The 13,241-nt window shown below is 46.0% G+C and carries 11 protein-coding genes and 1 riboswitch; of the genes, 9 read left to right on the plus strand and 2 right to left on the minus strand.

Translation table 11 applies throughout. The annotated features are described in order from the left end of the window. The first annotated feature begins 319 nt into the window (after positions 1 to 319). The 8 genes from R7F64_RS22820 to thiH all read left to right on the plus strand — a co-directional run bounded on the left by R7F64_RS22820 (position 320) and on the right by thiH (position 8,860). A complete protein-coding gene (locus R7F64_RS22820) occupies positions 320 to 1,702 on the plus strand; it encodes a multicopper oxidase family protein (protein WP_132937344.1) in 1,383 nt (460 codons plus the stop codon). A 123-nt stretch (positions 1,703 to 1,825) separates the two neighbouring features. After that, positions 1,826 to 2,209, plus strand: a complete 384-nt coding sequence (crcB, locus tag R7F64_RS22825) for a fluoride efflux transporter CrcB (protein WP_005378811.1) — start codon at positions 1,826 to 1,828, stop codon at positions 2,207 to 2,209. A 60-nt stretch (positions 2,210 to 2,269) separates the two neighbouring features. Next, positions 2,270 to 2,368: riboswitch (TPP riboswitch) on the plus strand. Between the two features lie 163 nt (positions 2,369 to 2,531). Beyond that, complete coding sequence (gene thiC / locus R7F64_RS22830; protein WP_171343428.1) at positions 2,532 to 4,472, plus strand: phosphomethylpyrimidine synthase ThiC; 1,941 nt, start codon at positions 2,532 to 2,534, stop codon at positions 4,470 to 4,472. Further along, positions 4,472 to 5,887 (plus strand): thiamine phosphate synthase, encoded by a 1,416-nt coding sequence (locus tag R7F64_RS22835; RefSeq protein ID WP_318072100.1) that lies wholly within the window; start codon positions 4,472 to 4,474, stop codon positions 5,885 to 5,887. Before thiC ends, R7F64_RS22835 begins: the two co-directional genes overlap by 1 nt. Beyond that, the gene (locus tag R7F64_RS22840) at positions 5,874 to 6,647 is read left to right on the plus strand and encodes a HesA/MoeB/ThiF family protein (protein ID WP_318072101.1); all 774 of its coding nucleotides are present in this window, start codon (positions 5,874 to 5,876) and stop codon (positions 6,645 to 6,647) included. The genes R7F64_RS22835 and R7F64_RS22840 overlap by 14 nt, the downstream gene beginning before the upstream one ends. A gap of 38 nt (positions 6,648 to 6,685) precedes the next feature. Continuing rightward, positions 6,686 to 6,940: a sulfur carrier protein ThiS gene (gene thiS, locus R7F64_RS22845; RefSeq protein ID WP_318072102.1), complete on the plus strand. Its 255-nt coding sequence runs from the start codon at positions 6,686 to 6,688 to the stop codon at positions 6,938 to 6,940. Between the two features lie 5 nt (positions 6,941 to 6,945). Then, positions 6,946 to 7,713, plus strand: a complete 768-nt coding sequence (locus R7F64_RS22850) for a thiazole synthase (RefSeq protein ID WP_064368863.1) — start codon at positions 6,946 to 6,948, stop codon at positions 7,711 to 7,713. Between the two features lie 34 nt (positions 7,714 to 7,747). Beyond that, entirely contained in the window at positions 7,748 to 8,860 is a 1,113-nt protein-coding gene (thiH, locus tag R7F64_RS22855) for a 2-iminoacetate synthase ThiH (protein ID WP_053306510.1), read from the plus strand. A 115-nt stretch (positions 8,861 to 8,975) separates the two neighbouring features. Here the strand turns inward: thiH and R7F64_RS22860 are convergent, their stop codons facing one another. Both R7F64_RS22860 and R7F64_RS22865 read right to left on the minus strand, forming a co-directional pair. Beyond that, positions 8,976 to 10,766 carry an aminopeptidase P family protein gene (locus R7F64_RS22860; protein WP_132937341.1) on the minus strand — a complete coding sequence of 597 codons (1,791 nt, stop codon included), beginning with the start codon at positions 10,764 to 10,766 and terminating at the stop codon, positions 8,976 to 8,978. 203 nt (positions 10,767 to 10,969) lie between these two features. Continuing rightward, positions 10,970 to 11,911 (minus strand): LysR family transcriptional regulator, encoded by a 942-nt coding sequence (locus tag R7F64_RS22865; protein ID WP_005378791.1) that lies wholly within the window; start codon positions 11,909 to 11,911, stop codon positions 10,970 to 10,972. A 107-nt stretch (positions 11,912 to 12,018) separates the two neighbouring features. Between R7F64_RS22865 and R7F64_RS22870 the strand changes: the two genes are divergently transcribed. Beyond that, a complete protein-coding gene (locus R7F64_RS22870; protein ID WP_005382927.1) occupies positions 12,019 to 13,212 on the plus strand; it encodes a multidrug effflux MFS transporter in 1,194 nt (397 codons plus the stop codon). Positions 13,213 to 13,241 lie beyond the last annotated feature (29 nt).

Genomic DNA, 13,241 nt, shown 5'->3' on the forward strand with positions numbered 1-13,241 from the left:
GGGTGTAGCTCCAATTGGCAGAGCAGCGGATTCCAAATCCGCGTGTTGGGAGTTCGAATCTCTCCACCCCTGCCATATATCAGGCTCTGACTTAGGTCAGGGCCTTTTTTGTATCTGGTTTCTTCTCATTATTACAGCTTATTTCTACTCTTATCCCGTAAGTATGGCTTTCTGCTGTACTTTGGCAGCATTTAATCTACTGAACGAACGAAACTACAGTTAGCTGTAATGATCAGTGGCCCGAAATTTTAATAATAAAGGGGAATCACTATTTATATTTAGTTACACTCAACCGATCTGGATTAATGAGTAACTATGTATGGATATATCTCGTCGACGCTTTCTTCAATCATCCTTAGCAATCTCCGCGCTTACCGTTCTACCTGCATGTTCTCTATCTAGGAGCACTAATAAGCAGAGGCAATATATATACGATATCACTGCAGAGCCTTCTACTGCAGAATTTATCCCTGGGTTTAACACAGACGTACTCGCATTTAATGGTTCGATTCCAGCGCCTACGATTCGTTGTCGCCAAGGCGAGAAAGTTATAATTAGGTTTACTAACAAGCTTTCAGAGCCGACTACAATCCACTGGCATGGCTTGCGAATCCCTATTGAAATGGATGGTGTACCTTTCTTAAGCCAGCCGCCTATCATGCCGGGTGAAACATTCGCTTATGAATTTACACCGCCAGATGCAGGCACGTTTTGGTATCACCCCCACATGAATAGCGTTAAGCAACTTGGTATGGGCTTAGTTGGGCTAATTATCGTTGAAGAGGCTGAGCCTGTTCTATTTGATGAAGAACAGGAAATAGTTCTAAAGCATTGGCATTTAGACAAACAAGGTCAGTGGAAGAACCTTATGGTACCGCGCTTGAGCGCTCGTATGGGGACTCCCGGAGAGTGGAGTAGCGTCAATGGTGTGCATGAACCTGTTTATACGCTGAAGCAGAATGCTACCACGCGATTAAGAATTGCTAATGTCGATAACACCATTACTTACCCGATCGCTATTGAAGGTGCAGAGGCTTGGGTTATCGCTATTGATGGTAACCCTGTTAAAACGCCTTACAAGCTCACTCAGCATAAAATTGGTCCAGGAATGAGGTTAGATGTCGGATTGATTGCTCCAAAGGCTGGAAAACGTGTTTATGTGCGTCAAATGAAAGGACGCTTCCCATTCCCTTTGTGCGAGTTTGACGTTGTTGAGTCTGATCTGTCGAACAACCAGAAACTGCCTTTATTACCTCTCAACCCTGTGCCAGCTCTCGATTTGAAAAATGCAGAGCAAATCGATTATGTGTTTGAGTGGGAGGGGGCGATCACTCCTGCTGATAAATCGGGCAAAGCGATCCCCCAATTCTGGCTGATGAACAAACGGGCTTGGGAGGGAATGAGCAAAGATAATATTCCAGCGCCGCTTTCAACATTGGAGATGGGAAAAACCTATATCTTCAACCTAAAGAACGTCACCCAATATCATCATCCTATTCATCTTCATGGACACACATTTACGGTTCTTGAGTTAGATGGCAAAAAACTCGACGAACCGTTTCATACCGATACGGTCTTACTTGGAAAAAACGGCAGTGCGAAAGCGGCATTTGTTGCAGATAACCCAGGGCGTTGGATGTACCATTGTCATGTAATTGAACATATGAAGACGGGTTTGATGGGTTACATTGAAGTAAAGTGACTCCTGTAACTTTTAAAATCTTGATAAGTTTTAAGCGCTATACTTTGCTGAATTCTAAGATTGTATAATCACTATTGCCGTAAATTTGATTACAATGTCGCCATTAAATTTTCTGGGGGAATTATGGGACAACTATCCGTTTTGGGTTTTATTGCATTGGGTGGTGCATTTGGTGCATGTTCTCGTTACTTAATTTCTGAACTTTGTGTCATTTTATTGGGGCGTGGTTTTCCATATGGTACGTTAACCGTTAACGTTGTTGGCTCATTTATGATGGGCTTATTGATAGCAGCTTTCGATAATGAACTTTTGGCAACGGAACCTTGGCGACAAGTGATTGGCTTGGGTTTTTTAGGGGCACTAACGACGTTTTCCACCTTCTCGATGGATAATGTGTTGCTTATGCAGCAGGGCGCTTTCTTTAAGATGGGGTTGAACGTATTGTTGAATGTAGTGTTAAGTATTTCAGCGGCGTGGATAGGCTTTCAATTATTGATGCGCAGCTAGCAAAGTAGTTAAAAATTGAACAGGTCGGCTTGGTTTCACCAAGCCGTTTTTATATACTGACATCACTTGTCGGAGTGCCATAAGGCTGAGACCGTTAATTCGGGATCCGTTGAACCTGATCAGATTAGAATCTGCGAAGGGAACAAGAGAAGATATTCACACCGGAGTTCTTTCTGGTTGACCTATCAAAAGTCGAATGTTGTTACAGGCAAATATCGTAAGCTTTAACTAGCCTTAATTTGACTCCTCTTGTCGCATCTATCCGCCAAGCATTTTTATCCAATTACTTTTTATCTAGTATAACAAAGCAAGGAAAAATGCTATGTCGAGTCGCAAACAAGCGAGACTGGAAGCAAAACAGTTCATTGATACACTCTCGGTACAACCGTACCCCAATTCAAGCAAAGTCTACGTAGAAGGCTCACGTCCAGATATTCGTGTGCCAATGCGTGAAATATCACTCGCTGATAGCCTTATTGGAGGCACAAAAGAAGCGCCTATTTTCGAACCTAATGAGCCAGTACGCGTTTACGATACCTCGGGTGTATACACAGATCCAGAGCACACCACAGACCTCTATAGCGGCTTACCTAAGCTGAGAGAAGGGTGGATTGAAGAGCGTGCCGATACTGAGCTACTTGATGAAGTAAGCTCGGTGTACACCAAAGAACGCTTAGAAGACGAAACACTAGACGATCTTCGTTACGGTAATCTACCACGTATTCGACGTGCCAAAGATGGCCATTGTGTGACCCAATTGCACTATGCTCGCAAAGGTATTATTACCCCAGAAATGGAATATATCGCGCTGCGTGAAAACATGGGGCGTGCCAAGTATCGCGATGAAGTGCTGAATCAACAGCATCCGGGTCAAAGCTTCGGAGCGAACCTACCAAAAGATATTACCGCCGAATTCGTGCGTAAAGAAGTCGCCGAAGGTCGCGCTATTATCCCTTCCAATATTAACCACCCAGAATCTGAACCAATGATCATTGGCCGTAATTTTTTGGTCAAGGTGAATGCCAACATCGGTAACTCATCGGTCACTTCTTCGATTGAAGAAGAAGTAGAGAAGTTAGTATGGGCAACGCGCTGGGGTGGCGATACCGTTATGGATCTCTCTACTGGACGTAACATCCACGAAACTCGCGAGTGGATTCTACGTAACAGTCCGGTTCCGATCGGTACCGTACCAATGTATCAAGCGCTTGAGAAAGTGAATGGTGTTGCGGAAAACCTTAACTGGGAAGTGATGCGCGATACCCTGATTGAGCAAGCGGAGCAGGGCGTTGACTACTTTACTATCCATGCCGGTTTACTACTTCGTTATGTGCCAATGACTGCAAAACGCGTTACTGGCATCGTCTCTCGTGGTGGTTCTATCATCGCGAAATGGTGTTTAGCGCATCACCAAGAAAGCTTCTTATATACCCACTTCCGAGAGATCTGTGAAATCTGTGCTAAGTATGATGTGGCACTTTCTCTCGGTGATGGTCTACGTCCTGGCTCGGTGGCCGATGCTAACGACGAAGCGCAATTTGCAGAGCTTCGTACCCTTGGTGAGTTAACCAAGATAGCGTGGGAATACGACGTACAGGTGATTATCGAAGGTCCTGGTCATGTTCCAATGCACATGATCAAAGAGAACATGGAAGAACAGTTAGATCACTGCCATGAAGCTCCTTTCTATACCCTTGGCCCATTGACGACAGACGTTGCTCCAGGTTACGACCATATTACTTCAGGTATTGGCGCTGCCATGATTGGCTGGTATGGCTGTGCGATGCTTTGCTACGTCACTCCTAAAGAGCATCTTGGTTTACCAAACAAAGAAGACGTGAAAGTAGGCATGATAACTTACAAGCTTGCTGCGCACGCCGCGGATTTGGCGAAGGGACATCCTGGTGCACAAGTTCGTGATAACGCGCTTTCTAAAGCTCGCTTCGAGTTCCGCTGGGAAGACCAATTCAACTTGTCACTCGATCCAGATACCGCGCGCGCTTTCCATGACGAAACCTTGCCTCAAGAGTCTGGAAAAGTTGCTCACTTCTGTTCGATGTGCGGACCAAAGTTCTGCTCGATGAAGATTTCGCAAGAGGTTCGAGAATATGCGAAAGACACAGAGCAAGTTGCTGCGGACCAAGCTATCTCAATCAAAATGCTGGATGACCCTCTTGAGGGGATGCGTCAGAAATCGCAAGAATTTAGAGAGTCAGGTTCTGAGCTATACCACCCAGCAGCACATGCCGAGGTGAGTGACTAATGAGCAAAATCCTTATTCCGTCATCGTTGATTGAACTGACTGGTTTAGTTCAGCAATGTTTGTTGTTGGCGAAAGAACAGGGTTTTAGCATCGAAGACATTGAGTTGGGTGTGAGCCCAACTCAATCTATTCAGCTTGTTCGCGACCAACAGACCACACGCATAACGACAGATCTTATTAATGGTTATGACTCTGAGAATGAGAGTTCATTTGTGCTCTATTACCGCTCTGCTTTGTCGGTAGAAGCGTGTGCTAAGCAACCGTCGAAAGCGATTTATATTGGTATTGTTGATACTCAGGTATCCGATAAAAAGGAGAAAGTGCTTCAGCTTGATATCTGGCGTCACCCAATTAACAACGAAGTGAGAGCGCTTTCCGTTAAGTCCAAACTCAACGCAATGTTCGATCCTGAACATCACCTTGCTTGGATAGTAACGCTGACAGTACTCGATTTTCCTATCGAAGATGCGTTAACACTTGCTCGAGGAATGCTAACTCAACAAGCGAATGTTTCACGTGAAACACTGTTGAATGGCAACCTTAACGAGGGAAGATCTACTCAGTGGGCTGACCAATTTGATGATTTCCCCACACCTGTACTGGAGGATAACCGACTAGGTATTCAAGTTGGTTGGTCTGCACAAGGTGAGAGCGTTAGCTTTCCAACTCTAACTAAGCAAAGTCTAGGGCTCTATCCAGTCGTTGATGATGTTGCTTGGATTGAGCGTCTACTGCCACTAGGCATCAACACTATTCAACTGCGAATAAAGAACCCACAACAAGCCGATTTAGAACAACAGATCATTCGAGCAATTGAGCTAGGTCGTCAGTATCAAGCACAAGTGTTCATAAATGACTACTGGCAGTTGGCAATCAAGCATGGCGCTTATGGTGTTCACCTAGGACAAGAAGACATAGAAGAATCGAATTTGGCTCAGCTAACTAAAGCCGGCATTTGTCTTGGTCTTTCTACTCATGGTTATTATGAGCTACTGCGCATCGTACAAATTCATCCTAGTTACATCGCGCTAGGGCATATTTTCCCAACCACCACAAAACAGATGCCATCGAAACCACAAGGTTTGGTGCGCTTGTCTCTTTATCAAAAGCTGATTGATAGCATTCCTTACGGAAACACAGAGTTGGTTTTCCGTCCCGCAAAAGACAAAGCAGGTAGTGACTATGTGCTTGGCTTTCCGACGGTCGCGATTGGTGGCATTGACCAATCTAATGCTGACCAAGTTTGGCAAACAGGTGTTTCTAGCTTAGCAGTAGTGCGTGCTATTACGTTGGCAGAATCACCTCAATCGGTCATCGAGTTCTTCGCACAACTGATGAAGGAAAGACAGCTAACGTTCACTGATCAGAATAGTGAGTTGGCGGATACCAAGAGAGGCGAGCATGCTCACGGATAAGCAGTTCCTTCGCTATCAGCGCCAAGTCGCTCTGCCTGAAATTGCCGAAATTGGGCAAGAGCGTTTGAGTAAATCGCATGTGCTGATCATCGGTTGTGGTGGGTTAGGGAGCGCAGCGAGTTTGTACTTGGCATCAGCGGGTATTGGTAAATTGGTTGTGGTCGATGACGATGAAGTTGATAGCAGTAACCTACAACGTCAGATCATTTATCGTGAACAAGACCTCCAAGTTGCGAAAACAAAAGCGACTGTGAAGCAACTGACTGACCTTAATTCTATGGTTCAAATTCGTGCCCTCAATAAGCGATTAGACAAAGCACAGCTTCAGCTTGAGGTGATGCTAGCGGATGTGGTGCTCGACTGCACCGATAACATGCCAACGCGTCAGCTCATTAACCAAGTTTGTTTCGAGCAAAATACGCCGCTCATCTCGGCGGCGGCAATTGGTTGGCAAGGGCAATTCGCTGTCTTCGATTACCAAACACCAAGTGAACAAGAAGCGCAGAGTAAAGCGTGTTACCGCTGTTTGTATCCGTTCGACGAATTACCGCAAACGCAAAAGTGCAGTGAGAGTGGTGTCGTCGGTCCGGTGGTGGGCACACTTGGCAACTACCAAGCGATAGCGGCAATTCAAAAACTGGCGACGGGAAAGTTTCATGTCGAGACTGCCAAGTTACACCTGTTCGATGGATTGAAGCTGCAATGGCAAACCATGGCGATAAGCAAAGACAAACAGTGCCAAGTGTGTGCTCAGATTTAGCTTACGGGTAATGGGCAGAATTAAGAGAGTTGGAAGCAATGACGTTTTCAGAACAACAAACAACACAAATGACAGCTGCTGACTTAGATATGATCACTATTGTCATCAATGACCAGTCACATCAAGTTGCCAGTGAGTCAAATCTACAGCAAATCATTAGTCAATTTGCGCTGCCTGAAATGGGCTGTGTTTTTGCAATTAATAACAATGTTGTGCCGCGCAGTGAGTGGGCTAGCACAGTTCTTTCACAGGGAGATAGCATCTCTTTGTTTCAAGCGATCGCAGGGGGTTAAAGTCGATGCTTAAAATTGGTGATAAACAATTCGAATCAAGACTGTTCACGGGAACAGGGAAGTTTGCCAACAGCCGATTAATGGCAGAAGCGATTCAAGTCTCGGGTTCTCAACTTGCGACCATGGCGTTGAAGCGTGTGGATGTGAACGACCAACAAGACGATATTTTGCTGCCGTTAGTACAAGCGGGTGTGAACTTATTGCCGAACACCTCAGGTGCAAAGAATGCTAAAGATGCTGTGTTTGCAGCACAATTGGCGAGAGAAGCGTTAGGTACAAACTGGTTAAAACTAGAAATTCATCCAGACCCGAAGTACTTGATGCCCGATCCAATTGAGACACTAGCAGCCGCTGAGCAACTGGTTCGTGAAGGCTTCATTGTCCTTCCTTATTGTCATGCTGACCCGGTTCTGTGTAAACGATTGGAAGAAGTAGGCTGTGCTGCAGTCATGCCATTAGGTGCGCCGATCGGTTCCAACAAAGGGATAGTTTCTCACGATTTCCTAGAGATCATCATCGACCAAGCTAATGTTCCTGTCGTTGTTGATGCGGGTATTGGTGCTCCTTCACATGCCGCGCGTGCGATGGAAATGGGCGCGGATGCCGTGCTCGTCAATACTGCGATTGCAGCTTCGAGCGATCCCGTTGCGATGGCGAAGGCATTTAAGTTGGCGGTAGAGTCGGGGAGTATGGCTTATGAAGCCGGACTTGCTGGTAAGGTTTCTCATGCGGTTGCGTCGAGTCCACTGACGTCATTCCTAGATGAGCTTTAGTCCTAGATTGGTTTAGCTATTAAGCGAGGAAAACATGAGCTTCGTTGAACAATTTAAGCAGCTGAATTGGGATGACATTTCAATGTCGATCTACGCGAAAACGGCACAAGATGTCGAGCGAGCATTGAATAAACCCAAGCGTGATTTGGAAGACTTTAAAGCGCTAATTTCACCAGCGGCTGAAGCGTACTTAGAGCAGATGGCACAACTGTCATATTCGGCAACTCGTAAGCGCTTTGGTAATACCATGTCGCTTTACATTCCATTATACCTCTCTAACTTGTGCGCCAATGCCTGTACTTATTGCGGCTTCTCAATGGAGAATAGAATCAAGCGTCGTACCTTGAATCGGGACGAAGTGGCAGCAGAAGTCGAAGCCATCAAGCGCATGAAGTTTGATAGCGTATTGCTGGTGACTGGCGAGCACGAAACTAAAGTGGGTATGAAATACTTCCGCGAAATGGTGCCGATGATTAAGCAACGTTTTAACTATTTGGCGATGGAAGTGCAGCCACTTGATCAAGACGAATACGCTGAGCTCAAGACATTGGGTTTAGATGCGGTGATGGTTTATCAAGAAACGTATCATCCTTCGACTTACGCCGAGCACCATTTGCGTGGCAACAAGATGGATTTCGAATACCGATTGGATACACCCGATCGTCTTGCAAAAGCAGGCATCGATAAGATTGGTATTGGCGCATTGATAGGGTTGGAAGAGTGGCGTACCGACTGTTTTTATGTGGCAGCGCACTTGGACTATCTTGAGCGCACATATTGGCAGACTCGTTACTCAATTTCTTTCCCACGTTTACGTCCTTGTAAGGGCGCGCTACAACCCAAATCAGTCATGACGGATAAGCAACTTGTTCAGCTGATTTGCGCTTATCGTTTGTTGAATCCAGAAGTGGAGTTGTCATTATCGACTCGTGAATCACCAAAGTTCAGAGACAATGCATTACCGTTAGGTATCACCAGTATGTCTGCTGCATCTAAAACTCAGCCGGGCGGTTATGCGATGGATGATGTTGAACTCGAGCAGTTTGAGATCAGTGATGAGCGAAGTGCTGGTTCTGTGGAAGATATGATTCGAGCCAAAGGCTTTGATCCTGTATGGCGAGATTGGCACTCGGCGTATTCTGGTTAATCAGCAAATAAAGCCACTGGTCATCGTTATGTTTCACGTGAAACATAAGTAAAGAAAAGAGGGTTGATGCAAAACATCAACCCTCTACTTTTTTCTAGCTTCTAGCTTCTAGCTTCTAGCTGTGTGCTACTGGTAGCGTTGCTTGACGAAGCCACTCTTTCACATCACCTTCAACAAGTGGGCTGATCTCATCCCATACTTTCTGATGGTAATCATTCAGCCAAGCAAGTTCTGGACGAGTTAGCATATCAACGTTGATATTGCGCTTGTCGATTGGACAGCGCGTTAGCGACTCAAATGACAGAACAGGGAAGTCACCGTTAGTTGGGGTTTCAACAACAAGCTCTAGGTTCTCAATACGGATACCAAACGCATCTGCACGGTAGTAACCTGGCTCGTTGGATAGCACCATGCCTTCTGTTAGAGGCACGTCGATTTGCTTCTTCGAAATGCTCGCTGGACCTTCATGAACACTTAGGAAGTGACCAACACCGTGACCAGTACCGTGATCGTAATCGTAGCCTTCCGCCCATAGGTGCTGACGAGCTAGCGTATCGATTTGGTAACCACGTGTGCCTTTCGGGAAACGTGCACGAGCAACACCGATGTGACCTTTTAGCGCGAGAGTGAATTGTTTAATCATCTCTTGTGAAGGCTGACCGATCGCGATGGTACGCGTGATGTCTGTCGTGCCATCTAGGTACTGACCGCCTGAATCCACTAGGTAAAGTGTGTTCAGTTCTAGCTTGCCAGGTTCAGGTTGGTTCTCGTGATTATAGTGACACATCGCCGCGTTGCCACCTGCTGCCGAGATAGTATCGAAGCTAAGATCCATAAGTGTCGGGTCTTCGCTGCGGAACGCTTCCAGTTTGTCTGCCAGCGTCGCTTCATCATGCAGGTTACCCGCAACGACTTCAGCATCTAACCAAGAAAGGAACTTACTCATCGCTACGCCATCACGGATATGACATGCTTTCATGCCTGCGATTTCAACAGCGTTCTTTGCTGCTTTTGGCATTAGGCATGGATCAGCTTTACTCACCACAGATGCGCCAGCGTTTTGTAGAACCAGCTTAAACCACGCGTTACTTGTCGCAGGGTCAACCAGTACATTCTTGCCAGTTAGGTTTTCTAGTCGTGCTTGCAATGCTTCTGGGTGATGAACCGTCACGCCGGCACCAACATGAGCGTCAAACTCAGCAGGTAGACGAGCAGGATCTAGGAAGTATTCCACGCTTGAGTCTGAGTGCAGAATCGCGTGAGAAAGAAGAACTGGTAGACGTGAGACATCTAGACCACGAACGTTGAGCAACCAACAGATAGAATCAAGTGCTGTGATCACTGCGCTGTCTGCACCGGCTTTTTTCACGAGCTCTGCGATTTCTTGGCGTTTGCTTTCACTTGACTGACCAACTGCTTCTGTTGCCATTAGGCGAACATCAGAAACCACAGGAGCAGGGCGGTCGTGCCACAGTTCATCAATTGGGTTGCTATCGAGAATCTTAAGCTCAAGTGCGCCAGCAAGTTTTGCTTGTGCCATGTCTAGCCAAGCAGCGTTGTGCATGCGAGGGTCGATTGCCACAGACGCGCCATTTGCAAGATGGTCTTTAATCCAATCTAGTGCAGGCTCTTCAATCAAGTGACGGTATTCGAATAGATCAGCAGGAACCTGCTTTATTACTTGTACTGTGTAGCGACCATCAACAAAGATAGCGGCTTTGTCTTTGGTGATTACCGCAGCACCAGCAGAACCAGTAAAGCCAGTTAGCCAATGTAAACGCTCGTTGTGCGCTGGTACGTATTCGCCCAAGTACTCGTCTTCATGTGGGACAAGTAGGGCATCAATATTATGTTGTGCTAGCCATTCGCGAATTGCATTCACGCGGCTTTGGGTATCGTTGTGCATCTGTGTTATTCCTTCAAATTACCGCTCCTTCATGCTCAGGTGTGGGAGCTGTTTCCATCTGCTTCATGCAGTTTACGATTCCATTGAGGTTCGCAATCACTTCAATAGAGTCGGAGTACAACTAGGCCATAGATGAGCCAAAAAGGACTACGACAGTTAAGCTACTCATTTTAGCCGCTAAGCGCAAATTGAGTGCGGTGTTTTTATCTAAGGTGATCGGTTTTTTGTGTGATCATCGTACGTAGCCAGCCTAATGCAGGGTCGTTTTCTCTATCTCGGTGCCAGAATAAAGTGTAAGCCATAGGTGGGAATTCTAACGGTAGTGGCAGCACGACCAAATCAAGCTGTTTGGCCGCAAGTTGCACAAAATGACTTGGCGCAGTAAAGATAAAGTCGGTGTATGAACATAAACTTGCGGCACTGTTAAAGTCGGGCACGGTGACGGCAATATCGCGGTCGGCGCCAATATCTGCAAGGCGATAATCCAGCAACCAACGGTCGTTGCCATCACAGCGTACTTGTACATGGCGTAGGGCGAGATAGGCTTCCAGATTCCAAGGTTGTTTTAGCGCAGGATGGTTTTTGCGAATGATGCACATTTGGTAATCACGATAAATTTCCAACTCGCAAATGTCATCGGGTGGTTGAAGAGTCAGCTTGGCATCGTTTATATCGATATCTTTTCCAGTTAAGCCTAAATCCAGTTCGCCGCGTTGAAGCATTTTAAATGTATTATCCGACCACGGGTGTGTGCTAATTGTCACGCCAGGTGCTTGTTGAAAAATCGCCGGTAAGAAATGGGGTAGAATGAGAGGGTAGACACTCTCTACCGCTGCTATTTGAAAACGGTATTCACTGCTTTGCGGAGAAAACTCTTCGGGTTGAGTCAGCACTTCTAACTGATTTATCAACAGATCCAGTTTCGGTTTAAGAAACAATGCGCGCGGCGTAGGTGTTAATCCATGTGAGTTTCGAGTGAAAAGAGGGTCATCAAATTGAATGCGCAGTTTAGCCAGTGATTTACTTACGGCAGATTGGCTTAAGCACAATCGGTGGGCCGCACGAGTAACGTTTAACTCTTCAATCAGCACTTTAAAGCAGACCAATAGATTTAAATCGATACGAGCCAGTTTTTCGACATTCACAGTGAATTTCCTCTGAGGAATAATGCTCATGATTATACATCATTTCCATTCATATCATCAGATGATTAAGCTTTACCCAAAGTTCTTTATCCAATTCGGAGTGTTGTGTGTCTAGCCAGTTTTCTAATAGTAAAAAACAGATGGCGTTATTGACCCTTTTGGTTCTTTTTAGTCCTTTAGCGATTGATATTTATCTACCTGCTTTACCTCTTATTGCTTCCACTTTTCAGGTCGATAATGCGCTAGCACAAGACACGATCACTTGGTTCTTATTTGCTATGGGTGTTGGTCAGCTATTCGCAGGTCCCCTAGCAGATAAACTCGGACGTCGAACTGTTGCATTGGGCGGTATCACCATTTACGCGATGAGCGCTTTATTGGCGTGGAGTGCTCAAAATATTGAGTGGATGTTGGTTTCCCGACTGCTACAAGGCTTAGGTGCGTGTGCGACATCGGTAGCAGCCTTTGCAACAGTTCGCGATATCTTTGGCCCGGAAAAAAGCGGCAAAATGATCAGCTACCTTAACGGTGCGATTTGTTTCATTCCTGCTTTAGCTCCAATTCTAGGTAGCTGGTTAACTCAGCAATTTGACTGGCGTGCTAACTTTAGCTTTATGGCGGGTTTTGCTGTGGTGTCTGGATCATTGATGTTTTTCATGATGAAAGAGACTAACCCGTCAACAGAAAAGCAAGCCGTGTTTAAGCTTAGTCGGTATTGGGCAGTGCTTAGCACACCATCTTTTGTTTTCCATGCGTCATTATGCTTGATGGCGATGGCGGTCATTCTTGCTTACGTTACCTCAGCACCGTCGGTATTGATGACGGGAATGGGGCTGTCGATGAATGAATTCACTTTCTGGTTTGGTGTAAATGCGGTGATAAACATTGCGGCATGTATGCTGGCGCCTAAGTTTATGGAGCGCGTTGGAACTCACAACACCTTGGTCACCGGGATCTCAACTCTGGGCCTCGCAGGTGTGATCATGCTAGTGATGAATGGTCAGAATACCGCGCTTTCTTTCATGCTACCTATCTTCATGTCTTCTGTAGGTTTTGCATTCATTCTGGGTGCAGCGGCAGGGAAAGCGTTAGAACCGTTTGGTGATAAGGCGGGCACGGCAGCTGCACTGCTTGGATTGTTCCAAATGAGTGGCTCTGGTTTGCTGGTGGGTACACTGCAACGCTTATCTCTGGATCCACAAACCTTGATCGCAATTCATATGTGGGTCCTATTACCTGCGTTGGTCGTTCTGTTTACAAAAGCAGGGAAGAACTGGCACTCGAGCTTTGCGAAAGCGTAAATCAGTGTAATTTAGTATTTTCCAATGTA

Source organism: Vibrio sp. Vb1980, assembly GCF_033338615.1.
In the GTDB taxonomy this organism is placed as follows: Bacteria; Pseudomonadota; Gammaproteobacteria; order Enterobacterales; family Vibrionaceae; genus Vibrio; species Vibrio alginolyticus.